Origin of the sequence: Pseudomonas oryzihabitans (genome assembly GCF_032027545.1) — a bacterium.
Taxonomy (GTDB): Bacteria; Pseudomonadota; Gammaproteobacteria; order Pseudomonadales; family Pseudomonadaceae; genus Chryseomonas; species Chryseomonas oryzihabitans_F.
On sequence record NZ_JAVSJB010000017.1, the window covers coordinates 90,739 to 117,738 of the forward strand.

29 protein-coding genes, 1 other RNA gene and 1 pseudogene are annotated in these 27,000 nt (G+C 67.1%); 26 read left to right on the plus strand and 5 right to left on the minus strand.

The annotated features are described in order from the left end of the window. Window positions 1-357 precede the first annotated feature (357 nt). Window positions 358-837 carry an Lrp/AsnC family transcriptional regulator gene (locus RND78_RS21945; RefSeq protein ID WP_059230999.1) on the plus strand — a complete coding sequence of 160 codons (480 nt, stop codon included), beginning with the start codon at window positions 358-360 and terminating at the stop codon, window positions 835-837. Here RND78_RS21945 and RND78_RS21950 read toward each other — a convergent pair. Both RND78_RS21950 and RND78_RS21955 read right to left on the minus strand, forming a co-directional pair. After that, window positions 811-1,662, minus strand: a complete 852-nt coding sequence (locus RND78_RS21950) for a Brp/Blh family beta-carotene 15,15'-dioxygenase (RefSeq protein WP_312732079.1) — start codon at window positions 1,660-1,662, stop codon at window positions 811-813. The genes RND78_RS21945 and RND78_RS21950 overlap by 27 nt on opposite strands. 2 nt (window positions 1,663-1,664) lie before the next feature. Then, complete coding sequence (locus RND78_RS21955) at window positions 1,665-2,357, minus strand: bacteriorhodopsin (RefSeq protein WP_312732081.1); 693 nt, start codon at window positions 2,355-2,357, stop codon at window positions 1,665-1,667. A 216-nt stretch (window positions 2,358-2,573) separates the two neighbouring features. Between RND78_RS21955 and RND78_RS21960 the strand changes: the two genes are divergently transcribed. The 3 genes from RND78_RS21960 to RND78_RS21970 all read left to right on the plus strand — a co-directional run bounded on the left by RND78_RS21960 (window position 2,574) and on the right by RND78_RS21970 (window position 5,322). Then, complete coding sequence (locus tag RND78_RS21960) at window positions 2,574-2,966, plus strand: globin domain-containing protein (RefSeq protein ID WP_312732082.1); 393 nt, start codon at window positions 2,574-2,576, stop codon at window positions 2,964-2,966. A gap of 528 nt (window positions 2,967-3,494) precedes the next feature. Further along, on the plus strand, window positions 3,495-5,060 hold the full coding sequence (locus RND78_RS21965; RefSeq protein ID WP_312732083.1) for an anti-phage dCTP deaminase: 1,566 nt from the start codon (window positions 3,495-3,497) through the stop codon (window positions 5,058-5,060). A gap of 22 nt (window positions 5,061-5,082) precedes the next feature. Continuing rightward, window positions 5,083-5,322 carry a hypothetical protein gene (locus RND78_RS21970; RefSeq protein ID WP_312732084.1) on the plus strand — a complete coding sequence of 80 codons (240 nt, stop codon included), beginning with the start codon at window positions 5,083-5,085 and terminating at the stop codon, window positions 5,320-5,322. 84 nt (window positions 5,323-5,406) lie between these two features. Here the strand turns inward: RND78_RS21970 and RND78_RS21975 are convergent, their stop codons facing one another. After that, window positions 5,407-6,300 carry a LysR substrate-binding domain-containing protein gene (locus RND78_RS21975; protein ID WP_312732085.1) on the minus strand — a complete coding sequence of 298 codons (894 nt, stop codon included), beginning with the start codon at window positions 6,298-6,300 and terminating at the stop codon, window positions 5,407-5,409. Between the two features lie 120 nt (window positions 6,301-6,420). Here RND78_RS21975 and RND78_RS21980 point away from each other — a divergent pair, with 120 nt between their 5' ends. The 21 genes from RND78_RS21980 to RND78_RS22080 all read left to right on the plus strand — a co-directional run bounded on the left by RND78_RS21980 (window position 6,421) and on the right by RND78_RS22080 (window position 25,652). Beyond that, the gene (locus RND78_RS21980; RefSeq protein WP_409457097.1) at window positions 6,421-7,698 is read left to right on the plus strand and encodes an MFS transporter; all 1,278 of its coding nucleotides are present in this window, start codon (window positions 6,421-6,423) and stop codon (window positions 7,696-7,698) included. Between the two features lie 939 nt (window positions 7,699-8,637). After that, complete coding sequence (locus RND78_RS21985) at window positions 8,638-9,360, plus strand: beta-ketoacyl synthase chain length factor (protein ID WP_312732116.1); 723 nt, start codon at window positions 8,638-8,640, stop codon at window positions 9,358-9,360. Further along, window positions 9,357-10,124, plus strand: a complete 768-nt coding sequence (locus RND78_RS21990; RefSeq protein WP_312732087.1) for a lysophospholipid acyltransferase family protein — start codon at window positions 9,357-9,359, stop codon at window positions 10,122-10,124. Before RND78_RS21985 ends, RND78_RS21990 begins: the two co-directional genes overlap by 4 nt. Beyond that, on the plus strand, window positions 10,117-10,377 hold the full coding sequence (locus RND78_RS21995) for a phosphopantetheine-binding protein (protein ID WP_312732088.1): 261 nt from the start codon (window positions 10,117-10,119) through the stop codon (window positions 10,375-10,377). The genes RND78_RS21990 and RND78_RS21995 overlap by 8 nt, the downstream gene beginning before the upstream one ends. A gap of 10 nt (window positions 10,378-10,387) precedes the next feature. After that, the gene (locus tag RND78_RS22000; protein WP_312732090.1) at window positions 10,388-10,642 is read left to right on the plus strand and encodes an acyl carrier protein; all 255 of its coding nucleotides are present in this window, start codon (window positions 10,388-10,390) and stop codon (window positions 10,640-10,642) included. Window positions 10,643-10,652: 10 nt separating this feature from the next. Next, window positions 10,653-11,225 (plus strand): hypothetical protein, encoded by a 573-nt coding sequence (locus tag RND78_RS22005; RefSeq protein WP_312732092.1) that lies wholly within the window; start codon window positions 10,653-10,655, stop codon window positions 11,223-11,225. Beyond that, complete coding sequence (locus tag RND78_RS22010; RefSeq protein WP_312732094.1) at window positions 11,222-12,868, plus strand: AMP-binding protein; 1,647 nt, start codon at window positions 11,222-11,224, stop codon at window positions 12,866-12,868. The genes RND78_RS22005 and RND78_RS22010 overlap by 4 nt, the downstream gene beginning before the upstream one ends. After that, complete coding sequence (locus RND78_RS22015) at window positions 12,865-13,602, plus strand: glycosyltransferase family 2 protein (RefSeq protein WP_312732095.1); 738 nt, start codon at window positions 12,865-12,867, stop codon at window positions 13,600-13,602. The genes RND78_RS22010 and RND78_RS22015 overlap by 4 nt, the downstream gene beginning before the upstream one ends. After that, on the plus strand, window positions 13,599-14,519 hold the full coding sequence (locus RND78_RS22020) for a glycosyl transferase (protein ID WP_312732096.1): 921 nt from the start codon (window positions 13,599-13,601) through the stop codon (window positions 14,517-14,519). Before RND78_RS22015 ends, RND78_RS22020 begins: the two co-directional genes overlap by 4 nt. After that, the gene (locus RND78_RS22025; RefSeq protein WP_312732097.1) at window positions 14,509-16,035 is read left to right on the plus strand and encodes an aromatic amino acid ammonia-lyase; all 1,527 of its coding nucleotides are present in this window, start codon (window positions 14,509-14,511) and stop codon (window positions 16,033-16,035) included. Before RND78_RS22020 ends, RND78_RS22025 begins: the two co-directional genes overlap by 11 nt. Then, window positions 16,028-16,462, plus strand: coding sequence for an acyl-CoA thioesterase (locus RND78_RS22030; protein ID WP_312732098.1), 435 nt, complete (start codon window positions 16,028-16,030; stop codon window positions 16,460-16,462). The genes RND78_RS22025 and RND78_RS22030 overlap by 8 nt, the downstream gene beginning before the upstream one ends. Then, a complete protein-coding gene (locus RND78_RS22035; RefSeq protein WP_312732100.1) occupies window positions 16,450-17,034 on the plus strand; it encodes an outer membrane lipoprotein carrier protein LolA in 585 nt (194 codons plus the stop codon). The genes RND78_RS22030 and RND78_RS22035 overlap by 13 nt, the downstream gene beginning before the upstream one ends. Continuing rightward, window positions 17,031-19,355, plus strand: coding sequence for a hypothetical protein (locus RND78_RS22040; protein WP_312732101.1), 2,325 nt, complete (start codon window positions 17,031-17,033; stop codon window positions 19,353-19,355). The genes RND78_RS22035 and RND78_RS22040 overlap by 4 nt, the downstream gene beginning before the upstream one ends. Beyond that, a complete protein-coding gene (locus tag RND78_RS22045; RefSeq protein ID WP_312732102.1) occupies window positions 19,348-20,595 on the plus strand; it encodes an NAD(P)/FAD-dependent oxidoreductase in 1,248 nt (415 codons plus the stop codon). Before RND78_RS22040 ends, RND78_RS22045 begins: the two co-directional genes overlap by 8 nt. Further along, complete coding sequence (locus tag RND78_RS22050) at window positions 20,592-21,086, plus strand: hypothetical protein (RefSeq protein ID WP_312732103.1); 495 nt, start codon at window positions 20,592-20,594, stop codon at window positions 21,084-21,086. Before RND78_RS22045 ends, RND78_RS22050 begins: the two co-directional genes overlap by 4 nt. Then, window positions 21,083-22,267: a beta-ketoacyl-[acyl-carrier-protein] synthase family protein gene (locus RND78_RS22055; protein ID WP_312732104.1), complete on the plus strand. Its 1,185-nt coding sequence runs from the start codon at window positions 21,083-21,085 to the stop codon at window positions 22,265-22,267. Before RND78_RS22050 ends, RND78_RS22055 begins: the two co-directional genes overlap by 4 nt. Then, window positions 22,264-22,713, plus strand: coding sequence for a hotdog family protein (locus RND78_RS22060; protein WP_312732105.1), 450 nt, complete (start codon window positions 22,264-22,266; stop codon window positions 22,711-22,713). Before RND78_RS22055 ends, RND78_RS22060 begins: the two co-directional genes overlap by 4 nt. After that, the gene (gene fabG, locus RND78_RS22065) at window positions 22,710-23,447 is read left to right on the plus strand and encodes a 3-oxoacyl-ACP reductase FabG (protein WP_312732106.1); all 738 of its coding nucleotides are present in this window, start codon (window positions 22,710-22,712) and stop codon (window positions 23,445-23,447) included. The genes RND78_RS22060 and fabG overlap by 4 nt, the downstream gene beginning before the upstream one ends. Next, on the plus strand, window positions 23,447-24,679 hold the full coding sequence (locus tag RND78_RS22070) for a beta-ketoacyl-ACP synthase (protein ID WP_312732107.1): 1,233 nt from the start codon (window positions 23,447-23,449) through the stop codon (window positions 24,677-24,679). The genes fabG and RND78_RS22070 overlap by 1 nt, the downstream gene beginning before the upstream one ends. Continuing rightward, entirely contained in the window at window positions 24,679-25,101 is a 423-nt protein-coding gene (locus RND78_RS22075) for a hypothetical protein (RefSeq protein WP_312732108.1), read from the plus strand. The genes RND78_RS22070 and RND78_RS22075 overlap by 1 nt, the downstream gene beginning before the upstream one ends. Window positions 25,102-25,202: 101 nt before the next feature. Continuing rightward, window positions 25,203-25,652 carry an excinuclease gene (locus RND78_RS22080; RefSeq protein ID WP_312732109.1) on the plus strand — a complete coding sequence of 150 codons (450 nt, stop codon included), beginning with the start codon at window positions 25,203-25,205 and terminating at the stop codon, window positions 25,650-25,652. A gap of 4 nt (window positions 25,653-25,656) precedes the next feature. Here the strand turns inward: RND78_RS22080 and RND78_RS22085 are convergent. Further along, a non-coding RNA gene (locus RND78_RS22085) (sX9 sRNA) lies at window positions 25,657-25,732 on the minus strand. A 123-nt stretch (window positions 25,733-25,855) separates the two neighbouring features. On the opposite strand from RND78_RS22085, the gene RND78_RS22090 reads away from it, so the two are divergent. Further along, window positions 25,856-26,092, plus strand: coding sequence for a hypothetical protein (locus tag RND78_RS22090; RefSeq protein ID WP_312732110.1), 237 nt, complete (start codon window positions 25,856-25,858; stop codon window positions 26,090-26,092). A gap of 238 nt (window positions 26,093-26,330) precedes the next feature. Here the strand turns inward: RND78_RS22090 and RND78_RS22095 are convergent. Then, window positions 26,331-27,000: pseudogene (locus tag RND78_RS22095) on the minus strand (threonine ammonia-lyase, biosynthetic); the annotation flags it as partial.

Below are 27,000 nucleotides of genomic sequence, written 5' to 3' on the forward strand. Positions count from 1 at the left end.
CAATTGGGAATAGCCCACCCCATTCCAAAAACCCCGCCCAAAAGAAAAGGGGAGACCTCGCGGCCTCCCCTTGAATTCGTTGTCCTCTCGCACCGCTCGTGACGGTGGCTGCGATCGACCAGGAATGGTGACCTGGGCGGGCCCGGGCGCGGCGGACGGGATGCCGTCGTTGGCGATGCGAAAGGCCCTCCTGGGGCACCTTCGTTGGACAGCTCTACCGGGCTATCGAAGTTGAGTTCAGCTTACGCCGCTGCCGCCGGCAGGGGGTTGCGTTGTACGCCCTCTTTACTGCCTCTTGCGCAATCCATGACTAAGAATCTAGCATTCAGCGCAATCCGCTAGTACAAGGCAGGCAAAATGGACAAACTCGATCGCTTCGATCTGAAAATCCTGGCAGAACTGCAGCGTGATGCGCGCCTCTCCAACCAGGAGTTGGCCGAGCGCATCGGCCTGTCGCCCTCACCCTGCTCGCGGCGGGTCAAGCAACTGGAGGACAGTGGCTACATCACCCGCCAGGTCGCCCTGCTGGATCGCAAGAAGCTCGGCCTGTCGCTGACCGCCTTCGTGCTCATCGGCATGGACAGGCACACCCCCGAGCGCTTCGAGAACTTCCAGGCCGTCATCGCCCAGTGCCCCGAGGTGCTGGAGTGCTGCCTGGTGACCGGCATGGATGCGGACTACCAGCTCAAGGTGGTGGTGCCCGACATGGAGCATTACCAGCAGCTGCTGCTGGGCACCCTGACGCGCATCGAAGGCGTGTCCAGCGTGCGCTCGAGCTTCGTGCTCAACCAGATCCTGGCCAGCACCGAGCTACCGCTCAATCACCTGCGCCCCTGAACGCGGCGCGGCCTCGGCGCCAGGTGCGAGGAAGCGCGGCAGCACCAGCATGTGGGGCACGGCGAAGGCCGCCAGGACGGCGAACAGCGCGCGGATGCCGGTGCGCTCCTGCAGCAGGAAGACCAGTCCGCCGGCCAGGGTGAAAAGGGCCGCACCCAGCAGGATCGGCCAGGTCAGTTGCAGGTAGGCCTTGAAGCTGGACGCACCCAGCAACCGCTGGCGTACCCCGGTCTGGGGCGCGGCGTGCAGCAGATAGAAACCCAAGGCGAACCCGACCAGGGGCGGTGCCAGCACCACCGCCAGCAGCGTGGCCGCCAACCAGGGGCAGCGGCGCTGCCAGGCGGCCAGCAGCAGCACCGGTAACGCCAGCGTCCCACCCAAGGCAAGCAGCCTGGCCAACCAAGCCGCCAAGGCCGGAGCGGCATCCGGTCCCATGGCCAGTGCCAGCAGCCGGGCCACGGCCGCTTCGTGTAGCACTGCCGGACCACCCACGATGAACAGTCCCAGCGCCAGCGAACTCAACCGATCGGCGAGGAGTTCGTCTTCATGGGCGAAATGCCAGATCGAGAGCAGCAGGAACAGCGGCAGGGCCACCTTGCCCGCCAGTTGCCAGCCCAGCAGGCAAGCCAGGGCCGTCGCCAGGTAGCCGCCGAGAAAGGCCAGGCGGCGCGCTGGCGCGACCAGGCACAGGTCGCTGGCACCATGCAGCAGCCCCAAGCCCAGGCCTACTGCCAGGGCATAGGCCAGTTGCCCTGTCCCGCCCGCCAGGCTGGCGAGCCCGGCGGTCAGCAGCAGCGCCAGCCAGCCCCGACCGGCCTCGCGCATCCCTAGACGCCGGTCCGTGCCAGGGCCGCGCGCAGATTGCGCTCGGAGGTGAAGGCGTAGACCACCTTGGCCAGCACATCGAGGATCAGGAAGGCCCAGACCGTGGCGGCATCGCTCACCGTCCAGACACCCTCCGGCCCGATGGCGAAGACTACCGGATAGATCAGCCAGAGCACGCTGAGAAAGCCGACGTTCTTGCGATAGGCCGCGCCGACCGCCGCCGTCTGCCCGGCCAGGGTCGCCAGCGGCTTCCACAGCAGATAGAGCACCCCGGCGAAGGCCGCGCAGGACCAGGCGAAGAACACCCATTTGACCGTCCCATAGGGCGCCAGCGAGGCGACCAGGCCGGTCACGATCATCACCACGTCCAGGGTGACGATGGCCGCCACGAAGCCCGCCTGACCTTCCTGCTCGCGAGCCCCCAGATAGGCCGAGCTCACCACACCGGCCAGCAGCAGCGGCGTGGTGAAGGTCCAGTCCAGGTAGCGGGCGACATAGGTGATGCTGCCATCCGGCTTGAGCAGGTTGCCGACGCCCAGGTACATGGCCAGATAGGCCGTGGCGGCGATGAAGGGCACGGCGGCGTGGACCAGGGTGTGCCCGCGTAGCGGGCCGTGGTGCGCGCCCTTGGCATAGATGGCCAGGGACGCGAGGGACATGATGACGAAGCCGATGAGCAGAGGGGTTTGAATCATGGAAGTCTCCAAAGGCGATGGGAGCGAACCGGTACGACCACCCTCTCTACCCTGGGGTTTTCACGACGACCGCTGCGCTTAAGGTAGAGAAGTCGTCGCGAAACTTGGTTCAAAATGTTTCAGTGCCGCCTGGCGGTGACCGCCGTTGATCGGCATCAAGACGCCCTTCGCGCCCCTCGGGCAGCCTGTCGCGTTTCTTGCCGCAAGGACCCGCCCATGCTGCCGGCCCAGAACGTGATGCTGAGCTATGGACGCTGCTGCGCCAGCCCCGCCTTCTTCGATGACTTCTACCAGTGCTTCCTGGCCAGCTCGCCGCGGGTGCGGGAGAAATTCGCCCACACCGACATGGCCGCGCAGCGGTTGCTGTTGCGCCAGGGCATCATGAACCTGGTGCTGGTCGCCCGCGGCCTGCCCGCCACCAAGCTGCGCCAGCTCGGCGAAAGCCACAGCCGCGCGCGGCTGGACATCGGCCCCGAACTCTACGAGCTGTGGGTCGCCTGCCTGCTCGCCACCCTGGCCCAGCACGACGCCGAATTTTCTCCAGCGCTGCGCCAGGAATGGCGGGACGTGCTAGAGGCAGGGATCGCGGTGATGCACAGTCACTACTGAGCAGGCCTGGTTGGGCTGAGACAGCCCCACCGCCGCAGCACAACAACCCAAGGCAGCGCATCCCACCCAAACGCCCCCTCTCCCCCAGGGAGAGGGCCGGGGTGAGGGCAGACCAAACGCCGAACACCGTCCATACCTCCCAAAGAACCGGATACCGGCCACCTGCCCACCACCATCGGTCGGCCAACCTACCCCAGTTAACTGCTGCTCCCCCCTTACTACTTTACCCGCCGCGTGAGCCTGACTAAGGTGTGATTAGGGAAATAAAGCGCAAACCCACCACTTGATAAAAGCATTTAATTTAAAGGCTATTGGATGACTAAATTTCTATCTTTCCACATGCCAAAACAATCAACGATACGAATGACTCACATTGCCACCACCCATCCTGAGAGCAGACACCGAGGCCTTACTGGCCTTGGCACCTCCTAGAAACCCAACATGAGAAATTAGAAATACTAAACTTAGAGCCGCCATAAAATAAACCATCCAAACCAAAGCCAAATAAAATCAACAGAGGGAACTGTAATGGCTAATCCTGAAAGACTTAAAGTCGTTGAAAGCAGTGGCGAAAACTCGCGCTTCGATGATGTTACAGCAATACAAAAAACATTAACGCCGCAGATAGTAATTGCACTATGCGGCCCTTTGGGCACCCCGCTACACGAGACAGCAAAAACGTTCAAAGACCTATTAAAAAGCTCAGACTACGGATACAGACATGTAGAAATCATCCGACTCAGCGAAGAAATAAGGACACAAAAAGGGCTTCCTGAACCCTCATCCATAAAAGAACTAATCGATGCAGGCAACGAACTAAGAAGATTGCATGGAAACGAAGTTCTCGCCAAACTAGCCGTAAGAAAAATAAGCTTAGCAAGAGCTATAGAGCAGCAAAAGTTAGAAGACAATATAAAAAATGAACACCCCGACCTATTCAAAAACGAAGCCGACGCCGCCTTAATACCAAAAGCCACATTAAAGTGGTGCCACATAATTGACTCCATAAAACACATAGATGAACTACGTTTATTGCGATCAATTTACGGTGAAATGCTGTACGTGGTCGGAGTTTACTCACCGATTGAGATGAGGATTTCCCAGCTTGAGAGCTCACTCGGGGGCGTATCAATACATGAATTGATAAATAGAGACTCTGGTGAGGAGCACGATTACGGCCAGAGAGTAGAAGACACTTTCCCACAATCAGACTTTTTCCTAAGAGTTGAAAAAACAACTGACTCGCATAGAAAAAGCAGAGTAAAGCGCTTTCTAGACTTAATGCTGGGCACTGTAATTGCAACCCCTACCGCCAGCGAGAGGGCAATGTATGCTGCGTTTTCTGCGGCGAGAAACTCTGCCTATCTATCGCGCCAAGTTGGCGCTGCGATATCTGATGAAGACGGGGAAATTCTGTCTACGGGCTGGAACGATGTACCTAAAGCTTTCGGAGGCTTATATCAAACAGAGGGAGACGGACTAAGCTCGGATGAAGACCGTCGATGCTGGAATATAAAAGGAGGAATCTGCTCTAACGACCATGAGAAAAAGATCATTTCCGAACAAATCATAAGCAAACTAATCGACGAAAAATTAATAGAGGAAAAAAATAGAGAAAACGCTACAAGGGTTTTGAGAAAAGACACGCAACTAAAAGGGCTGATAGAGTTTTCCAGAGCAGTGCACGCAGAGATGCATGCCCTATTAAATGCGGGATCTAAACACGGATCAAGAATAAGGAAAGGAAAAATTTTCGTCACCACCTATCCTTGTCATTCATGCGCAAGACATCTTGTGGCAGCGGGAATCAAAGAAGTAATCTTTCTTGAACCCTACAGAAAGAGCCTTGCTACCAAACTACACCAAGATGCCATTACTGAAAACGAAAACGACCTAACAAAGGTACGTGTACTGCCCTTTGATGGAGTCGCGCCATCACGTTATTTAAAATTTTTCTCTGCCCATCCAAGTGGGCGCAAGACAGATGGCCTAATGATTGCTAGGGAAGCGGAACCAGTGGCACGAATTTCAATAGAGGCAGTCTCAACCCTTGAAGACCTTGTGGTTAAAGGCCTAAAATCCAGCGCCCTGTGAAGGCCTCAGCTGAGGAGCAGACATGAAAACGTCAGAAAAAGATCTCGCTCTTGACGAAATGGTCCAGCTTTGCCTCAGCTTCGAGCCGCAGAGTCATAGACATGTGGCTGAACCAAGCGCTCATGCGGTTTTGCTGGATTTCCCCAACCGTCTTGATGGGGCTGTCGTTCTAAATTTCCCTAAGGGGCAGGGAAGAGCACCGACAGCAGACTCACAGGCGAAGCTCATAGAGCGCATAGTAGAGCGCTCTCGTTTTTTTTGACCCCATTATCACAATCACTCACCCCAATCAAGATCTTATAGTTCCATCAGTGCGCAAGCATGTACTTTCTATGTGCTTGCATACCTACTTACCCAGCCCGCCTATTAAAAGCCCCACAAACGCCTCCGCCTGCGGCGAAACCTCATCCCGACGCCTCAGCAACCACACCGCCGAGGTCGCCTCCGGGTCATCCAGCTCACGATACACCAGCCCCTCCATCTGGGTGCGCTGGTAGGTAGCGGGCAATACGGTGACGCCGAGGCCGGCGGCGACCAGGCCGAGGATGATGAGGACTTCGCTGGCTTCCTGGACGATGCGCGGGGTGAAGCCGGCGCGGGCGGCGAGGGTGTGGAGTTGTTCGTAGAGGCCGGTGCCGAAGGTGCGGGGGAAGTAGACGAAGGGCTCTTCGGCGAGGGCGGCCATGCGCAAGGGCCCTGTGCCCTGGCGGGCCAGGGGATGGTCGTGGCGCAGCGCGACCACCAGGGGTTCGCGGAAGAGTTCGACCGCCACCAGGGAATCCGGCAATTCGATGGGGCGGATCAGGCCGATCTGCAGGTTGCCAGCGAGCATGGCGTCGATCTGTTCGCGGCTGCTCATCTCCTGTAGTTGCAGACGCACCTCGGGATAGGCGCGGCGGTAGGCGAACAGGGTCTTGGGGATGGTGGCGACGAAGGGCGAGGAGGCGCTGAAGCCCACCTGCAGCTGCCCGGTCTCGCCACGGCCGGCGCGGCGGACCCGTTCGGTGGCGCGCTCGCTGGCCGCGAGGATCTGGCGAGCTTCGTCGAGGAACAGCCGGCCGGCCTCGGTGAGGGCGACGCGCCGGTTGGTACGCTCCAGCAGGCGGGTATCCAGCTCGGCTTCCAGCGCCTGGATCTGCTGGCTCAGCGGCGGCTGGGAGATGTTCAGGCGCTCAGCCGCGCGACCGAAGTGCAGCTCCTCGGCCACCGCGACGAAATACCTCAGATGCCGCAGTTCCATGCCGCCTCTATCGAGTCGAAAAACCTATCAATCGAGACGAACAATATATTGGATGTATGGCAGCTACCAGCCTAGGGTGTAGCGGTCAGATCCGTAACCCGACCCAGCACCGAGGTATCCGTGAACACGTCCCGGTCGTCCGCCACGCCGCCCGCCCCCGCCCTGGAAAGCCGCCCGGCTGCCAACGAGGCGCAGCACGAGCCCGCTGCCTTCATCGAGAAGGGCACGCCGCAATTCCTGCGCACCGCCCTGGCGCTGTTCTGCGGCGGCTTCGCTACCTTCGCCCTGCTCTATTGCGTGCAGCCGCTGATGCCGATCTTTTCCCAGGCCTTCGGCCTCACCGCCGCGGCCAGCAGTCTGTCGCTATCCCTGGCGACGGGCCTGATGGCTTGCGGCCTGCTGGTGACCGGGCCGATTTCCGATGCCATCGGGCGCAAGTCGGTGATGGTCTATGCGCTGTTCGCCGCGGGCGGCTTTACCCTGCTCAGCGCCTTGATGCCGACCTGGGACGGTATCCTGGTGACCCGCGCCCTGGTCGGGCTGTCGCTGGCCGGCGTGGCGGCGGTGGCCATGACCTACCTGGCCGAAGAGGTGCATCCCGAGCACCTGGGCTATGCCATGGGCCTCTATATCAGTGGCAACGCCCTGGGCGGGATGTCGGGCCGGGTGATCAGCGGGGTCCTGGTGGATTTCGTCTCCTGGCGCATCGCCCTCGGCGCCCTGGGGGTGCTGGCATTGGTGGCGGCCGTGCTGTTCAAGCGCAGCCTGCCGGCCTCGAAGCGCTTCCAGCCACGCCCCTTGCGGCCGCGCAGCCTACTCGCCGGCTATGCGCTGCACTTTCGCGACGCCGGGCTGCCCTGGCTGTTCCTGGAGGCCTTCCTGCTGATGGGCGCCTTCGTCACCCTGTTCAACTACATCGGCTATCGCCTGCTGGCCGAGCCCTATCACCTGAGCCAGGCCTGGATCGGCGTGCTGTCGCTGGTCTACCTGGCGGGCATCTACAGTTCGGCCAAGTTCGGCAGCCTGGCCGATCGCTTCGGCCGGCGGCGGGTATTCAGCGCGGCCATCGTGCTCAAGCTGTGCGGCCTGCTGCTGACCCTGTTCACCCCGCTGTGGCTGGTGCTGCCGGGGATGCTGCTGTTCACCTTCGGCTTCTTCGGCGCCCATTCGGTGGCCAGCAGTTGGGTCGGTCGCCGGGCCCGCCAGGCCCGGGGCCAGGCCTCGTCGCTCTATCTGTTCAGCTACTACGCCGGCTCCAGCGTGGCCGGTACCCTGGGTGGTTTCTGCTGGCACCTGGGCGGCTGGACCGGCGTGGGCCTGTTCATCGGCGCCCTGTTGCTGGCCGCCCTGGCCGTGGCCATGCGCCTGGCGAAGCTGCAGCCCTTGCCGGCGGCCTGAAGACGCTCGGTGCCGCTGGAGGTTTTCTCAATCGCGGCCATGGCGGTCCGCCGGTGCGGCCGCTCCTACAATTCTGCACCATCCCCGTAGGAGCGACCGTCTCATCGCCTGAGCCACCGAAGACGAATGTCCGCTCGAAGCGCCCCCTCTCCCTCCGAGAGAGGGCTGGGGTGAGGGAACCTCTAGCGGCGAACTCCCCGTGGAAAAGGCTGCGCCGTTTTCCACGCTACGGTGCTGCACCCTCCCCGTAGGAGCGACTGTCTCATCGCCTGAGCCACCGAAGACGAATGTCCGCTCGAAGCGCCCCCTCTCCCTCCGGGAGAGGGCTGCGGTGAGGGAAACTCTAGCGGCGAACTCCCTGTGGAAAAGGCTGCGCCGTTTTCCACGCTACGGTGCTGCACCCACCCCGTAGGAGGGACTGTCTCATCGCCTGAGCCACCGAAGGCGAATGTCCGCTCGAAGCGCCCCCTCTCCCTCCGGGAGAGGGCTGGGGTGAGGGAACCCCTAGCGGCGAACTCCCCGTGGAAAAGGCTGCGCCGTTTTCCACGCTACGGTGCTGCCGTAGGTATGGCTTTCGCGGCCATGGGCCGCTCCTACAGGTTCAGGCACGACTGTAGGAGCGGCCGCATCGGCGGACCGCCATGGCCGCGATAGAACAGGCAGCTGGGAGCGATCTCATTGCCGTCTATATCCTTGCTTGATTGCCGCTCGTCGCACGGAGCGGCGTTTCGTGCCCTTGCCAGGGGCTCCGATGCCCCAGCCAGGCTAGCCTGTCCCAGACTCAACGCCGGCGACTGCACCCCTTTCGCAAAGTTCAGACAAATGTTTGCCTAGGTGTGTAGCCGCTTGGATAATGCGCGGCGAACGCTGCAGTACCCTGCTCATCAGGGATAGATGAACGGCAAGCAGGTAGGCTCCGGGGTAGATTCAGCCGTGAACATGCAATTCCAGATCAGCGATTGGCGCGCCTGGGCGCCTGGTCTCATCGACCAGGACGCCTGGCGGCAGTGGTGCGCCGCGCCCTGGAGTCCGGCGGACGATGGCAGCCAACCCGACGCCAGCTTCCTGCCGGCCATGCAGCGCCGCCGCCTGAGCCGGCTGGCGCGCATGACCTTCCAGGTGGCCTGGCCGCTGGCCGATGCCCACGGTGCGCCGCTGCCGCTGATCTTCGCCTCGCGCCACGGTGAAACGCCGCGCACCCTGGCCATCCTCCAGGAACTGGCTCGCGGCGAACCGCTCTCGCCGACCCAATTCAGCCTCTCGGTGCACAACGCCATCATCGGCCAGTGGTCGATCCTGCGGGGCGACCACAGCGAGATGAACGCCCTGGCCACCGGTCGCGACGGCCTCGAACACGCCGTGCTGGAAGCCTGCACCCTGCTCGCCGAAGGCGCCACTGGGGTGCTGGTGGTGATCGCCGAGGAAGCCCCGCCAACGCTCTATGCGCCCCAGATCGACGACGTGCCCTTTCCCTATGCCGTCGGCCTGCTGCTCACCCCAGGCAATACCTGCTTCCTGAATGGCGAGCCGGCACCGGCAGACACCGCGCCCAGCACCTGGCCCCACGCCCTGGAACTGCTCCGTCTGCTCGAAACCCGCGGCACCTTGCACCATGCCTATGCCGGACGCGCCTGGCACTGGCAGGCGGAGGCATACGGTTGATCGGCCGGCTGGACTATACCTACCGATTGCTGGCCACGGGGCTCAACTTCGTGGTGTTCGGCTGCGGCGCGCTGGTCTTCCGGCTGCTGGTCCTGCCCGTCCTACTGGCGCTGCCGGGCGCTCGGCTGCGGCGCCGTCAGCGCGCCCGCCGGGCCAATGCCTGGCTGTTCCGTTCCTTCGTCGCCTTCATGGTGCTGACCCGGGTGATGAACCTGCGCATCCAGGGCCGCGAGCGCCTGGGTCGTCCGGGCCAGCTGATCATCGCCAACCACCCCTCGCTGATCGACGTGGTGGTGCTCATCGGCCTGGTGCCCGACGCCAATTGCGTGGTCAAGCAAGGCCTCTGGCAGAACCCCTATCTCAAGCGGCAGATCCAGGCCGCCGGCTACATCAGCAACGACGGCAGCGCCGAGATGCTCGATGCCGCCGCCGATTCCCTACGCGAAGGGCAGACGCTGATCGTCTTCCCCGAAGGCACCCGCACCACCCCTGGTGAAGCCCCGCGCTTCCACCGTGGCGCCGCGGCCATCGCCCTGCGCGGCGCCCGCTGTATCACCCCGGTGATCATCCGCGTGGTGCCCAGCACCCTGACCAAGGCCACACCCTGGTACCGCATTCCGTCCCGGCGTTTCGATTTCCAATTGGAAGTCGGCGCCGACATAGACCCCACCACCTTCGCCGGGCGGCCGCTGCCGCTGGCGTCGCGTGAACTCAACGACCAGCTGCACCAGCTCTACCTGAAGGAAACCGGCAACCATGACTGACCTCAACCTTGAGCTCAAAGGCCTGATCATCGAGGCGCTCGGCCTCGAGGACGTCACCGTCGACGACATCGGCGACGACCAGACCCTGTTCGGCGAAGGCCTGGGCCTGGATTCGGTGGACGCCCTGGAGCTGGGCCTGGCGATCCAGAAGCGCTACGGCATCCGCATCGACGCCGAAGCCAAGGACACCCGCACCCATTTCGCCAACGTCAACAGCCTGGCCGCCTTCGTGGCCGCCCAGCGCGCCGCCTGAGGAGATCGCCATGCAAAGCCGTGAAGCCATCTTCGACACCCTGCGCAGCGCCCTGGTCGAACTCTTCGAGCTGGAGCCCGAGCGGGTGACCCTGGAAGCCAATCTGTACGACGACCTGGAGATCGACAGCATCGACGCCGTCGACCTGATCGACCACCTGCGCCGCCAGACCGGCCACAAGATCGCCGCCGAGCAATTCCGCCAGGTGCGCACCGTGGGCGACGTGGTCGAGGCCGTCCACCGCATCAGCCAAGCGGAAGCCTGATCCGCCGCTTATGAGTGCGCTGCCTTCCCGCTCCCCCCTGGGCCTGCTCGCCGGTGCCCTGCTGCTCCTGCTCGGCCTGGCCTACCCCTTCGCCGTCTACTTCGGCCTGCAGCACCTGTCGCCACGGCTGTTCGCCGCCGCCCTCGGTGCGCTCTGGTGCCTGCGCCTGTTGCAACCCGGTGCCAGCGCCCTGCAGCGCGGTACGGCCCTGGTCGCCCTCGGCTTCTGCCTGCTGCTGGCGCTGAGCGAGGCCGCCGTGCTGCTGCGCTGGTATCCGGTGCTGCTCAGCCTCTTCCTGCTGGCGGTGTTCGGCCTGAGCCTGGTCCATGGCCAGCCGGTGATCGAGCGCCTGGCGCGGCTGCGCGAACCCGAGTTGCCGCCGCGGGCAGTGCGCTACACCCGCCGGGTGACCCAGGTCTGGTGCCTGTTCTTCCTGTGCAACGCCCTGACCGCCGCTGCCCTGGCGTTCTGGGCACCGCTGGCCTGGTGGACCCTCTACACCGGCGTCATCGCCTACTTGCTGATGGGCCTGCTGTTCGCCGGTGAATGGCTGATCCGCCAGCGCGTGCGGAGGCAATCATGAGTTTCACCCCCCTGGCCGAGCTGCTCGGCGCCACGAGCCCCCTGGACGCCGCCCTCCAACAGCGCGCCCTGCAGTTGGCGGCCGCCTTCCAGAGCGCCGGCCTCAAGCGCCTGGCCCTGCACCTGGACGATGCCGAAGACCTGGCCTGCGCCCTGCTCGGCGCCTGGCGCGCCGGGATCGAGGTGATCCTGCCGGCCGACGCCCAGCCTGCCACCCGCGCGCGCCTGGCGCCGTCCCTCGACGCCTGGCTGGACGACCTCGATGGCTGGATGGCGGACACGCCGCTGCCACCAGCCCGGCTCGACCTCCAGGCGCCGCTGCTGACCCTGAGCACCTCGGGCTCCAGTGGCGAACCCAAGCCCATCGCCAAGCAGCTGTTCCAGCTGGCCAACGAAGTCGCCGCCCTGGAGCGCCTCTGGGGCGAGTCCCTGGGGGATGCGACCATCCTCGGTAGCGTTTCCACCCAGCACATCTACGGCCTGCTGTTCCGGGTGCTCTGGCCGCTCTGCGCCGGTCGCCCCTTCGCCCGCCAGGCGCTGCCCTTCACCGAGGAATTGCAGCGCGAAACCGCCGCCTTGCTGCGCCAAGGCCAGCGCACGGTGTGGATCAGCAGCCCGGCGCTGCTCAAGCGCCTGGGCGAGAATCTCGACGACGCCGTTCTCGGCCAGGTGGTGCGGGTATTTTCCTCCGGTGGGGTACTGCCGGCAGAGACGGCCAATGCCTGTCAGGCACGCTTCGGCCAGTACCCCACCGAGGTCTACGGCAGCTCCGAGACCGGCGGCATCGCCTGGCGCCAGGGTCCCCTGCCCTGGCAGGCCTTCGCTGACCTCGAGCTGGGCCAGGACGCCGACGGCGCCCTCTGGCTGACCTCGCCCTACCTGCCCGCGGGCCTGCGCGAGCAGACCATGGACGGCGTGCGCCTGCTCGGCGACGGCCGCTTCGAACTGCTCGGCCGGCTGGATCGCATCGTCAAGCTGGAAGAGAAACGCATCGCCCTGCCGGCCTTGGAAGAACGGCTACTGAGCCATCCCGCGGTGGCCGATGTGCGCCTTGGTGTGGTGCACCAGGGCCGCGCCCTGCTCGGCGCCCTGGTTGCCCTCAGCGAGAGTGGCCTGCACCGCCTGCGCAACGGCGGGCGTCGCGCCCTGGTGGCCGAGCTGCGCGAACACCTGGTCGGCCACTGCGAAGCCATCGCCCTGCCGCGCCGTTGGCGCCTGCTGCTGGCACTGCCCTACAGCGCCCAGGGCAAGCTGGCCCAGGCCGAGGTGGAGCGGCGGCTGGCCCAGCCCCGGCCGGTGGACATCGAGCCGCTGAGCGTCAAGCGGACCCCAGACGGCTGGCGCCTGGAGCTGGAGATCGCCCCCGACCTGGCCTTCTTCTCCGGTCATTTCCCCAGGGTGCCGGTGGTACCGGGCGTGGTGCAGGTCGGCTGGGCGCAGCGCCTGGCCCGCCAGCACCTGGAGCTGCCCGCGGACTTCGCCGGCCTGGAGGTGCTCAAGTTCCAGCAGCTCCTGCGACCGGGTGATCGCACCACCCTCAGCTTCCACTTCGACGCCAGCCGCCGCAAGCTGCACTTCGCCTTCCGCCGCGGCGAGGCGGCCTGCTCCTCCGGGCGCATCCTGCTCCAAGGGAGCCAGCCATGAGCTTTCGCGCCTGCGCGGTGATCCCGGTGTTCGATCACGAACACGCCCTGCCGCTGGTGGTCGAGGCCCTGCGCCAGCGCGCCCTGCCCTGCGTGCTGGTGGACGACGCCTCCAGCCCGGCCTGCGCCCAGGTGATGGACGAGCTGGCGACCCTGCCCGACATCCACCTGCTGCGCCTGCCGTTCAACCAGGGCAAGGGCGGCGCGGTGATGGCCGGGCTGGCCGAGGCACAGCGGCTGGGCTTCACCCATGCCCTGCAGGTGGACGCCGACGGCCAGCACGACCTGGCTGATGTGTCAGCCTTTCTCGCCGAGGCCCAGGCCTATCCCGAGGCGCTGATCTGCGGCTATCCGCGCTTCGACGACTCGGTGCCCAAGGGCCGGCTCTATGCCCGCTACCTCACCCACGTCTGGGTCTGGATCAACAGCCTGTCGCTCGAGATCCGCGACAGCATGTGCGGTTTTCGCGTCTATCCGCTGGCGCCGACCCTGGCGGTGATCCAGGCCGGCGGCCTGGGCAAGCGCATGGATTTCGACCCCGAGATCCTGGTGCGCCTGGCCTGGCGCGAGCAGCCCATGCGCTGGCGCCCGACGCGGGTGCACTACCCGCTGGATGGCCGTTCGCACTTCCGCCTCTGGCAGGACAACGTGCTGATCTCGCGCATGCACACCCGGCTGTTCTTCGGCATGCTGCTGCGCGCGCCGCGCCTGCTCTGGCGCCGGGTGCGCCCGTGAGCGGCCACTGGGCGCAGCAGCGCGAGCGCGGCAGCCCGTTACTGATGCGCCTCACCGCCTGGCTGGCGCGGCATCTGGGCCGGCGTGCCATCGCCCCGTTGCTGCGGCTGATCGTGCTGTACTTCTTCCTGTTCGGCGGGCGCGCCCGCCGCGGCATCCAGGAGTACCAGCAGCGCCTGGCCGCCTGGAGCGGCCGCGCCGAGCTGGGCCCCAGCTGGCGCAGCGGCTATGCCCAGTTCATGGCCTTCGCCGAAGCCCTGCTGGACAAGCTCGACGCCTGGAACGGCCGGCTCGGCCTGGATCAGGTGCAGTTGCATGACGACGACCAGGTGCACGCGCGGATGAACGCCCCCCGCGGCGAGATCCTGGTCACCGCCCACCTGGGCAATCTGGAGGTCTGTCGCGCCCTGGCCCAGCTGGGGCGGCGGGTGCGCCTCAATGTGCTGGTGCATACCCGCCATGCCGAAGCCTTCAATCGCCTGCTGGAAGAGGCCGGCGCCAGCGATCTGCGGCTGGTCCAGGTCAGCGAGCTGGACCCGGCGGTGATGCTGCAACTGAGCGAACGCCTGGAGCGCGGCGAGTGGCTGGCCATCGCCGGCGACCGGGTACCGCTGCACGGCGGCCGCACCGTGGCGGTGGACTTCCTCGGCGCGCCGGCGCCCTTCCCCCAGGGCCCCTGGCTGCTGGCGCACCTGCTACGCTGCCCGACCAACCTGCTGTTCTGCCTGCGCCAGGACGACGGCTACCACGTCTACCTGGAAGACTTCGCCCCCATCCCCGCCTGGCGCCGCCAGGAACGCGCCGCCGGCATCCAGGGCCTGGCCCAGGCCTATGCCGAGCGCCTCGCCGCCTACTGCCTGAAAGCCCCGCGGCAGTGGTTCAACTTCTACCCTTTCTGGAATCGCGATGAACGCTAAGGTCCGTTTCGGCAGCACCGCCCTCGCCATCGAAGAGCTCGTCGCCCTGGCCGAGGGCCGCGCTACCGCCGCGTTGCAGGACGACGACGCCTTCCGCGACGGCATCGCCCGCGGCGCACTTTTCGTCGATTCGCTGCTGGCTCGCGAGGGCTCGGTCTATGGCATCACCACCGGCTACGGCGATTCCTGCGTGGTCGCCGTGCCCCTGGCCCAGGTCGAGGCGCTGCCGCGCCAGCTCTACACCTTCCACGGCTGCGGCCTGGGTCGCCACCTGGACCCGGCGGCGACCCGCGCAGTGCTGGCGGCGCGCTTGCAGTCGCTGTGCCAGGGGGTCTCCGGGGTCCGCGTCGAGCTGCTCGAACGCCTCTCCGCCTTCCTGCGCGAAGACCTCCTGCCGCTGATCCCCGAAGAAGGCTCGGTGGGCGCCAGCGGCGATCTCACCCCGCTGTCCTACGTGGCCGCCGCCCTCTGCGGCGAGCGCCAGGTGCTCTGGCGCGGCGAGGTACGGGAAGCGGCGGACGTCCATGCCGAGCTGGGCTGGACGCCCCTGGTGCTCCGCCCCAAGGAAGCCCTGGCGCTGATGAACGGCACTGCGGTGATGACTGGCCTGGCCTGCCTGGCCTTCGCCCGCGCCGAGTACCTGCTGCGCTTGGCCACCCGCATCACTGCGCTCAACGTGGTGGCCCTGGCCGGCAATCCCGAGCATTTCGACCAGCGCCTGTTCGCCGCCAAGCCCCACCCGGGCCAGGGCCAGGTGGCCGCCTGGCTGCGCACCGACCTCTCCGCCGAAGGTCCGGCCGCGCCGCTGCACCGCCTACAGGATAGATATTCGCTGCGCTGCGCGCCCCATGTGCTGGGGGTGCTGGCCGACAGCCTGCCCTGGTTGCGACAGTTCATCGAGACCGAACTCAACAGCGCCAACGACAATCCGCTGATCGACGCCGAAGACGAGCGGGTGCTGCACGGCGGCCACTTCTATGGCGGCCATATCGCCTGCGCCATGGACAGCCTCAAGACCCTGGTGGCCAATGTGGCGGACCTGCTCGACCGCCAGCTCGCCCTGCTGGTGGACGCCCGCTACAACCATGGCCTGCCGGGCAATCTCTCCGGCGCGCCCGCCGAACGCGCCATGCTCAACCACGGCTTCAAGGCGGTGCAGATCGGCGCCAGCGCCTGGACCGCCGAGGCGCTCAAGGGCACCCTGCCGGCCAGTGTCTTCTCCCGCTCCACCGAGTGCCATAACCAGGACAAGGTCAGCATGGGCACCATCGCCGCCCGCGACGCCCTGCGCGTGCTGGAACTCACCGAGCAGGTCGCCGCTGCCACCCTGCTGGCCGCCCAGCAGGGCGTCTGGCTCCGCTGCCAGCACGGCGTGCAGCCGCCCGCGCCGCTGGCCGCCATGCATGCCGAACTCGGCGAGACCTTCCTTCCGCTGGTCGAGGACCGCGCCCTGGAGCCCGAGCTGCGCCAGGCCCTGATCCTGATCCGCGCCCGCCACTGGAGGCTCTATGCGTAAGACCGGTGTCCTGCAGGTCGAGGTGGAGATGCAGATCCCCTTCTACGACGTCGACATGATGGAAATCGCCTGGCACGGCCATTACGTCAAGTACCTGGAGGTGGCGCGCTGCGCCCTGCTCGACCGCCTCGACCACAACTACCTGCGGATGCGCGACTCCGGCTACGGCTGGCCGGTGATCGACCTGCAGATTCGCTACATCCGCCCGCTGCTGTTCCAGCAGCGCGTCCGCGTGCGGGCCGATCTGGTGGAGTGGGAGCACCGCCTCAAGCTCAACTACCTGATCAGCGATGCCGCCACCGGCGAGCGCCTGACCCGCGCCAGCACCGTGCAGGTGGCCGTGGACATCGCCAGCCGCGAGATGCAGCTGGCCTCGCCCCAGGTCTTCATCGACGCCGTGGAGAGGGCCCTGGCATGCGCCGACTGATCGCTCTGCTATTCATCCTGGCCGCCCCCCTGGCCCAGGCCTTCGACCTCGACGACCTGGCCAGCCAGCTGGCACGCCCGGCCGCCGTGGAAGGCAGCTTCGTCCAGCAGCGCTATCTGCGCGCCCTGCCGCAGCCGCTCACCAGCAGCGGCCACTTCATCCTGGCCCGTGGCCTGGGCCTGCTCTGGCGGCTGGAAAAGCCCCTGGCGCAGACCTATCGCATCACCCCCGGTGCCATCGCCAAGCAGACCCCCGCGGGCTGGACGCCGCTGCCCGGCAGCGACCTGGCCGCACGCCAGAGTGCGCTGTTCCTGGCCGTGCTCGGCGGCGATCGCAGCGGCCTGGAACGCGACTTCGAACTGGCCCTGAGCGGCGACGCCAGTCACTGGCAGCTGCGCCTGACCCCGCGCGGCGCCCTGCTCAAGCAGGTGTTCGACGGCATCCTCATCCAGGGCGGGGCCCTGGTGGAGCAGGTGGAAATCCGCGAGACCCAGGGCGACCGCAGCCTGCTCACGCTCCATGGCCAGGCCAGCGACACCCTCTCCGCCGACCAGCACGCGGCCTTCCAGTGACCCGCCTGCACCGTCCCTTCCTGCTGTTCCTGCTCGCCCTGCTGGCGCTCAGCGCCTGGCAGTGGCGGCACGGCCCGCCGGTGGCCGCCGATCTGCTGGCGCTGCTGCCCCAGGGCGCCGGCGATGCCCTGACCCTGCAGGCCGAAGCGCGCATGGCCGAGCCGCTCAATCGCGAGGTGTTGCTATTGGTCGGTCATCCCCAGCGTGAGCGGGTCGCCGCCCTGGTCGAGCGCCTGGGCCAGGCCTGGTCCCGGGAGCCGCTGTTCGAAAAGGTGCAATGGCAGCTGACGCCGGACCTGCCCGGCCTGCGCCAGCAACTCCTGGCCAGTCGCCTGGCGCTGACACCGGGACCTGCGCGCGACGAGTTGCTCAAGACGCCCGACAGCTATCTGCAAGCCCGCGCTGCCGCGCTCTTCGATCCCTTCGCCGGCGCAGGCGCCCTGCCCCTGGAGCAGGACTGGTTCGGCCTCGGCCTGCTGCTGCAGCGCCAGCTCACGCCGGCAAGCAAGGTGCAATTCGATGCCGGCAGCGGCCTGCTGCTGACCCAGGGCGACGGCCTGACCTGGGCGCTGGTTCGCGCCCGCACCCGCGCCGACGCCTTCGATTTCGACGCCCCACCCCAGGTGGAAGCCCTGATCCAGACCGCCCGCCGTGAGGTGGTGGCCGACGGTGGCCAACTGCTCGCCGCCAGTGGCCTGAGATACGCCGCCAACGGCCAGGCCACCGCCAGCCGCGAGATGTCGCTGATCGGCGGCCTCGCCACCCTCGGCACCCTGGCCCTGCTGCTGGGGCTGTTCCGCCGCTGGCGGGTGCTGCTCAGCCTGCTGGCGGTGGGCGTGGCCCTGCTGGCCGGCAGTGCCGCCTGCGTACTGCTGTTCGGCCAGATCAACGCCCTCACCCTGATCCTCGGCGCCAGCCTCACCGGGGTGGCCGCCGACTATCCACTGCACTATCTCAGCAAGAGCTGGAAGGGCGGCCCCTGGAACGCCACGGGCATCCTGAGCGAGACCCTGCCCGGTTTGTCCCTCAGCCTGGCCACCAACCTGCTCGGCTACCTGGCACTGGCTTGCACGCCCTTCCCGGCCCTGACCCAGGTGGCGGTGTTCTCCGCCGCCGGCCTGATCGGCGCCTACCTCACCACCGTCTGCCTGTTGCCGGCCTGGTGGCAGCGCCTGGACCTGGCGCCGCCCGCCGCGCCCCTGCGCCTCATGCAGCGCCTGCTGGACCTGCGCCTGCGACTGCTGGCCCGCACCGGCAGCCTGCCGCTGCTCCTGGCGCTGCTGGCCTTCTGCGGAGCCGGCCTCTGGCAGCTGCACACCCAGAACGACCTGCGCCTCTGGCTCGGCCAGGACCCGGCGCTGACCCGTGAAGCCCAGGCCATCGCCCGCCTCACCGGCCTGCAACCCACCAGCCAGTTCTTCCTGGTGCGCGGTGCGGACGCCGACCAGGTGCTGCAACGCCAGACCGCCCTGGGCCAACGCCTCGACCCCCTGGTCGCAGACGGCAAGCTGCAGGGCTATCGTGCCCTCAGCGGCCTGGTCGCCCCCGCCGCCGCCCAGGCCGAACTGCGCCAGGCCCTGGCCAGTTGGCAAGAGCGCCTGCAACCCCTGCTGGCCGTGGGCATTCCCGCCGCGGCACTACAGGCGGAGCTCGCACACCTGCAACAGCTGCCCGACGTGAGCCTCGACCAGGCCCTGGCCGGCCCCCTGGGCGAACCCTGGCGACCGCTCTGGCTAGGCCGGACGGCCGATGGCGGCGCGGCCGGCCTGGTCAGCCTGCAAGGCCTGGTCGATGCCCGTCTGCTACAGACGGTGGCCGACGGCCTGCCCGGTGTGCAACTGGTGGATCGCCTCGGCGAATTGCGCGGGCTGTTCGTCCATACCCAGCGCCTGGCGGTGGAGCTCAAGCTGCTGGCCTCGGGCGCCATCTTCCTGCTGTTGCTCTGGGCCTTCGGGCGCCGCGCCGCGCTGCGTATCGTCTGCCTGCCGCTCCTGGCCGCCCTGGCCGCCCTGGCCTGCCTGGGCTGGCTGGGCCAGCCGCTGACCCTGTTCAGCCTGTTCGCCCTGCTGCTCATCACCGCCATCGGCGTGGACTACGCCATCCTCATGCACGAGGCCATCGGCGGTGCGGCGGTCAGTCTGCTCGGCGGCCTGCTGTCCGGCGTCGGCAGCTGGCTGTCCTTCGGTCTACTGATGCTCAGCAGCACCCCGGCCATCGCCAACTTCGGCCTGGCCATCAGCCTGGGCCTGGTGTTCAGCTTCCTGCTGGCGCCCTGGGCTTCGCCTCCCGTCTCCCACGAAAAGGACCTTCGTCATGGTTGAACATCATCCCCTGGTCGTCATCGGTGCCGGTCCGGCCGGCGCCGTGGTCGCCACCCTGCTCAGGCGTCGCGGCCATCCGGTGCTGGTGCTGGAAGCCCAGCACTTCCCGCGCTTTTCCATCGGCGAGAGCCTGCTCTCCCACAGCCTGGACTTCGTCGAGGAAGCCGGGATGCTGCCGGCGGTCGCGGCCGCCGGTTTCCAGACCAAGGTCGGCGCGGCCTTCGCCTGGGGCGAGCGCTACACCGACTTCGACTTCCGCGACACCTACAGCGGCGGCCGCAGCACCTTCCAGGTCCAGCGCGGCCCCTTCGACAAGCTCCTCGCCGACGACGCCGCGCGTCAGGGCGTGGCGATCCGCTACGGCCAGCGGGTGACCGCCGTGACCCTCGGGGAAGACGGCGCCAGGACCCTGGTCGACGTCCTCGGCGATGACGGCCACGCCTATCGCCTCAGCACCGACTTCCTGCTCGACGCCAGCGGCTACGGCCGCGTCCTGCCGCGCCTGCTGGACCTGGAGGCACCGTCGAACTTCCCCATGCGCCGTGCCCTCTTCACCCACGTCGAGGACCGCATCGACGAGCCCAGCTTCGACCGCGAACGCATCCTCATCACCACCCATCCGACCCTGCGCGACGTCTGGTTCTGGACCATTCCCTTCAGCGACGGCCGCACCTCCCTGGGCGTGGTCGCCGCCGCCGAGCGCTATGCCGGACGCGCCACCGATCTCGCCACCTGTCTGCGCGACTGGGTCGCCGAGACCCCGAGCCTGGCCCGGGTGCTGCACAATGCGGTCTGGGATACCCCGGTGCGCGAACTCGGTGGCTATGCGGCCAACGTCAAGCGCCTGCACGGACCCGGCTTCGCCCTGCTGGGCAACGCTGCCGAGTTCCTCGATCCGGTGTTTTCCTCGGGCGTCACCATCGCCCTGCGCTCGGCCAGCCTGGCCGCTCCCCTGGTGGATCGCCAGTTGCGTGGCGAGCCGGTGGACTGGGAAACCGAATTCGCCCAGCCACTCAAGGCGGGCGTCGATACGTTCCGTGCCTATGTGGAGGGCTGGTACGATGGCAGCTTCCAGGACGTCATCTACTTCGAACAGGCCAAGCCCGAGATCCGCAGCATGATCTGCGCCATCCTCGCCGGCTACGCCTGGGACATTCGCAACCCCTTCGTCAAGGAGCCCAAGCGGCGCCTGCGTATGCTCGTCGAGCTCTGCCAGCTGAATTCGGCCCATCCTGCATGACCCTGCTCCGTCCGCTGCTCCTCCTGGCTGGCCTGCTGCTCGCCGCCTGCGCCAGCCAGCCGCCGCTGCCCAGCAGTCCGCCGGCGCTGGAGCGCGCGCGCGTCTACCAGGTGGAGCGCCAGACGCCAACGGGCAGCGACGCCCTGCTGCTGGCGATCCAGCCGGAAGGTCGCCATCTGAGGTTCTCGCTGTTCGATCCCCTCGGCGTGCCTCAGGCGCGCCAACAATTCATCGACGGTGCCTGGCAGGCCGACGGCCTCCTGCCACCCAATCCCCGGGCGCGGGCCTTCTTCGCCGTGCTCCTGTTCGCCCTGACGCCCGCCGAACAACTGCCCCGGGCCTATGCCGCCGGCGACTGGCAGCAGGCCGCCGATGGCAGCCGCACCCTCAAGGACTGGCAGGTGCGCTATCCCGCCGCCGACCGCCTGGAACTGCAGGCACCGGATCAACCGAGCTATCGCCTGACCCTGCTCCCGGAGTCCGCGCCTTGAGTGCCTACCTGAATGCCCTGGGCCTGCTCTGCGCCCTGGGCCAGGGCAAGGCCGAGGTGGCGCGCGGATTGTTCGCCGGCGACAGCTCCGGCATGCGGCCCGCCCCAGGCTGGATTCCCGAACGCCAGCCGCCGGTGGGTACCGTCACCGCCGCCCTGCCGGCCTGGCCGCTGGCGTGGACGCCCTTCTTCAGTCGCAACAACCAGCTGCTGCTGGCCGCCCTGACCGAGATCGAACCCCAGGTGCGCCAGGCCATCGAGCGCCATGGCCCGAGCCGCGTCGGCGTGGTGCTGGGCACCAGCACCTCCGGCATCCACGAAGCCAGCCAGGGCATCGCCGTGCACCAGCGCAGCGGCCAGTTGCCCGAGGGCTATCAATATGCCCAGCAGGAACTGGTGGCACCGGCCGACTTCCTCGCCCGCTACCTGGGCCTGAGCGGCCCCTGCTACGGTCTTTCCACCGCCTGCACCAGCAGCGCCCGCGCCCTGCTCAGCGCGCGTCGGCTGCTGGTCCAGGGGCATTGCGACGCCGTGCTCTGCGGCGGCGTCGACAGCCTCTGCGGCCTGACCCTGAACGGCTTCGCCGCCCTGGAGGCCATCAGCGAGTCGCGGTGCAACCCCTTCTCGGTCAATCGCTGCGGGATCAATATCGGCGAGGGCGCGGCGCTGTTCCTGCTGACCCGCGAGCCGGGCGCCATCGCCCTGCTCGGCGGCGGCGCCAGCTCCGATGCCCACCACATCTCGGCCCCCGATCCCAGCGGGCGTGGCGCCGTCCAGGCCATGCAGGCGGCCCTGCGCGCCAGTGGCCTGGAGCCGACCGACATCGGCTATCTCAACCTGCACGGCACCGCCACGCCGCACAACGACGCCATGGAAAGCCAGGCGACCCAGGCCGTGTTCCCGGATGGGGTACCCTGCTCGTCGACCAAGCCGCTGACCGGCCACACCCTCGGCGCCGCCGGGGCCCTGGAAGCCGCCTTCGCCTGGCTAACCCTCGACCCGGCCCTCAACCCCGCCGGCCAGTTGCCACCGCATCGCTGGGACGGCCAACCCGACCCGGCCCTGCCGCGCCTCACGCTCACCTCCCCCGCCAGCCGCCTGGACGGCCGCCGCCACGCCATGAGCAACAGCTTCGCCTTCGGTGGCAGCAACGTCAGCCTCATCCTCGGAGCCCCCTCATGATCCCCTGGACCCTCGCCGAGCTGGTGCCCCACGCCGGCGACATGCTGCTGATCGACGAGATCCTCGCCTGCGACGACAGCGGCATCGAGACCTGCCTGGTGGTGCGCCCCGGACTCTTCACCGACGCCGACGGCGCCCTGCCGGCCTGGATCGGCGTGGAGCTGATGGCCCAGAGCGTGGCCGCCTTCGCCGGCTGCCAGGCGCGCCGCCGCGGCGAGCCGCCGCCGCTGGGCTTCCTGCTCGGCACCCGCCAATTCGCCTGCGACGTGCCGGCCTTTCCCGCCAGTACCGAATTGCGCATCCGCGCCCAGCCGGCGCTGGAAACCGAGGATGGCATGGCCATCTTCGACTGCCAGCTGCAGGGCCCTGGTTGTCAGGCCAGCGCCCGGCTGAACGTCTATCGCCCGCCCCAGGCGGATCTGTACCTGAAGGAGCCCGCGCCATGAGCGTCGCCCCCGCCCCGGTCCTGGTGACCGGCTCCAGTCGCGGCCTGGGCCGCGCCATCGCCCTGCGCCTGGCCGCGGCCGGCCATGACCTGGTGCTGCACTGCCGCAGCCGCCGCGACGAAGCCGAGGCCGTGCGTGCCGAGGTCGAGGCCCTGGGCCGCAGCGCCCGGGTGCTGCAGTTCGACGTCGGCGACCGCGCCGCCTGCGCCGCCGCCCTCGAGGCCGACACCGAGGCCCACGGCGGCTACTACGGAGTGGTCTGCAACGCCGGCCTGACCCGCGACGGCGCCTTCCCGGCACTGACCGGCGAAGACTGGGACGTGGTGCTGCGCACCAACCTCGACGGCTTCTACAACGTGCTGCACCCGGTGGTCATGCCGATGATCCGCCGCCGCGCGCCGGGGCGCATCGTCTGCATCACCTCGGTGTCCGGGCTGATCGGCAATCGCGGCCAGGTCAACTACAGCGCCTCCAAGGCCGGCCTGATCGGTGCCGCCAAGGCCCTGGCCGTGGAGCTGGCCAAGCGCAAGATCACCGTCAACTGCGTGGCCCCGGGGCTGATCGACACCGAGATCCTCGACGAGCACGTACCGGTGGAGAAGATCCTCGAGATGATCCCCGCCGGGCGCATGGGTACTCCCGAGGAGGTAGCCCATGCCGTCGCCTTCCTGCTCGCCCCCGAGGCCGGCTACATCACCCGCCAGGTGCTGGCGGTCAATGGAGGATTGTGCTGATGAACGGCCGCCGCGTCGTGATCACCGGAATGGCCGGCGTCACCGCCCTGGGCAGTGACTGGCCGACCATCCGCGACAACTTCGTCGCCGGCCGGAGCGGTATCCGCCGTATGGACGCCTGGGATCGCTACACCGAGATGAACACCCGCCTGGGTGGCCCCATCGTCGATTTCCAGGTGCCCAGCCACTGGACCCGCAAGCAGCTGCGCAGCATGGGCCGCGTCTCGCAACTGGCGGTGGCCGCCGCCGAGCGCGCCCTGGCCGATGCCGGCTTGCTCGACGACGCCAGCATCGCCGACGGCCGCATGGGCGTGGCCTGCGGCTCCTCCACCGGTAGCACCGACGACATCAAGGCGCTGGCCAACATGCTGCTCAGCGATGCCGCGGTGGGCCTCAACGCCAACACCTATGTGCGCATGATGCCGCACACCGCCGCCGCCAACCTGAGCCTGTTCTTCGGCCTCAAGGGCCGGTTGATCCCCACCTCCAGCGCCTGCACCAGCGGCAGCCAGGGCATCGGCTACGCCTACGAGGCGATCAAGTTCGGCCGCCTGCCGCTGATGCTGGCCGGCGGCGCCGAGGAACTCTGTCCCAGCGAGGCCATGGTCTTCGACACCCTCTATGCCACCAGCCTGCGCAACGACGCGCCCCACACCTCGCCGAGGCCCTACGACCAGGGGCGCGACGGCCTGGTGATCGGCGAAGGCGCCGGCATCCTGGTGCTGGAAGAGCTGGAGCATGCCCTGGCCCGCGGCGCGCACATCCACGCCGAGATCGTCGGCTTCGGCAGCAACGCCGACGGCCAGCACTCCACCCGTCCCGAGCAGGCCACCATGCAGCGCGCCATGGAGCTGGCGCTGGAAGATGCCGGACTGACCCCGGACGCCATCGGCTACGTCAACGGCCACGGCACCGCCACCGAGCAGGGCGACATCGCCGAGACCCGCGCCACCCAGGCGCTGTTCGGCTCCGGCATGCCCATCAGCTCGCAGAAGAGTTACCTGGGCCATACCCTCGGCGCCTGTGGCGCCCTGGAATCCTGGTTCAGCATCGCCATGATGAACGAGGAGCTGTTCGTTCCCACCCTCAACCTTGACGAGCTGGACCCCCAGTGCGGCGAGCTGGACTACCTGCGCGGCAGCCCGCGGACACTGCGTACCGACCACGTGATGAACAACAATTTCGCCTTCGGCGGGGTGAATACCTCGCTGATCTTCCGGCGCTGGTCCTGATGATCACCCCAAGAGGTACCGCCATGCTGCGTCGCCTGTCGCTCGTCCTCGGCCTGCTGCTGCTCGCCGCCTGTACCCAGGCGCCACTGGTGACGCCCCAGGAGGTCTTCCCTACCGATCGGGTGGAGAACGCCGCCGACGTCCGCCGCGTCATCGTCGAGGTGCTGGAGACCCGTGGCTGGACCGTGGGCAGCGAGAGCCCCGGCCTGATCGTCGCCAGCATCCTGGTACGCGGCCATCACCAGGCCTGGGTCGACATCCCCTACAGCACCAAGGGCTACCAGATCCGCTACCGTGACAGCGCTGGCCTCGACTACGATGGCGAACGCATCCATCGCAACTACAATCGCTGGGTGCAACAGCTCGACGCCGACATCCGCCGGCAATTGCAGCTGCCGGCGCCCACGGCCGAAGCGGAGTGAAGGGCTCGCCCCTTGCGCAAGGTCGCAGAACGCTGGCCCGCTAGCTGACGGCCCGGGCGTTCTGCGTTAAACAATCATCCCCCGTCCACAAGGAAGTCATCATGCGTAACTTCGCACCGAAATTGGCCCTCGCCCTGAGCCTGGCCGCCCTGCTGCCCGCCGCCGCCCAGGCGCGCGACACCACCCTGCAACTGCCCTTCGCCGACGTCGTCCAGGAAGCCCTGGCGGCCAAGCGCCTGGATGGCAGCGTCAAGTTCTACCTGGCCGGCAACCCGGTGCCGGGCAAGGCCACGGTGGTCAATCCCAGCATCACCACCAACCAGAAGACCAACGCCTTCAACAAGAGCGACGAAGAAGCCTGCCGCTGGGTACTGCAATCGGCACTCATCCGCCTGCAGGATGCGGCCAAGGCCGCCGGTGCCAACGCCGTCACCGACATCACCAGCTACTACAAGAAGAACGAGTGGAGCGACCCCAGCCGCTACGAATGCCACGCCGGCGCCTTCATAGCCGGTGTCGCCCTCAAGGGCAAGCTGGTCATCCTCAAGTAAGAGCGGCTAACAAAACGTAGCGAGCGGCTGTCAGGCGGGTGCGCGCGGCACGCAGGAACCGCAGTGTATGGGTGATACATGAGGATTCCGAGCACTGCACGCCCCCGTCTGGCGGACGCGCAGTAGTGTTGTTAGCTGCTCTAAGCCGGAACGGCGGCGCGCCCGGACGGGTCTGTCTAGAGACCCAACCCGAGGCCGCCGCCATGCCCCAGTTCCGCGTCCACTACCGCAAGGATGGCGAATCCCGCCAGCTCGACCTCGAGCAACCGCAGCCGAGTCTCGCCCCCCATGAGGCGGCCCTCGCCTTGCTGGAACACCTTCGCGCCGATGCTGAGAACAGTCTGGCGCTGCCTGCTGCCGATGCTCCAGCCGAGGCCATCCTGCGGCAGGCGGAGGTGCATGGGTTGACGGATATTCGCGTGGAGCCGCTGGAATCCTAGGTTAGGTTGGGCGTGTGGCTGCCCTCACCCCAGCCTCTCCCGGAGTCATGTTCGGTACGGGGCTGTACCGTCCTGTTTGTGTCCATGACGATCCGTCGGTACGGTCGTTCATAGATTTGATCGCGGCCATGGGCCGTGATTCCAGGCCCCCAATCCGTAGCGTGGAAAACCGCGCAGCGTTTTCCACTGGCGAATCCGCAACCCGGACGAGGCTGCGCCGTTGTCCAGGCTACGAGAACTAGCCGAGGAACAACCGATACGCCGGATTCTCGGTCTCGTCCCAGTAGCGATAGCCGATGGCATCCAGCGTCGCCAAGAGCGCTTCCCGCTCCACCTGGCTGGCCTCCAGCGCCGCGAACACCCGGCCATCCGCCGCCCCATGGTTGCGGTAGTGGAACATGCTGATGTTCCACCGTCCGCCCAAACGCTCGAGGAAGTCGAACAGCGCACCCGGCCGCTCGGGAAATTCGAAGCGAAATACCTGCTCCTGATCCACCCGGGCCGCATGACCGCCGACGGTATGGCGGATATGCAGCTTGGCCAGTTCGTTGTCGGTCAGGTCCAGCACCGGGAAGCCCTGGTCGCGCAGCCCCTGCAGCAGGGCCTCGCGCGGATCGCGCTGCGGATGGGTCTGCACGCCGACGAAGATGTGGGCTTCCTGGCCGGTGTGATAGCGATAGTTGAATTCGGTGATCTGCCGCCGCCCCAGGGCTTCGCAGAAGGCGCGGAAGCTGCCCGGGCGCTCCGGGATGGTCACGGCGATGATGGCTTCGCGCTGCTCGCCCAGTTCGGCACGCTCGGCGACGTGTCTGAGGCGGTCGAAGTTGACATTGGCACCCGAGTCGATGGCCACCAGCACCTGGCCGCCGCTGCCTGCACGCTCGGCGTACTTCTTGATGCCCGCTACG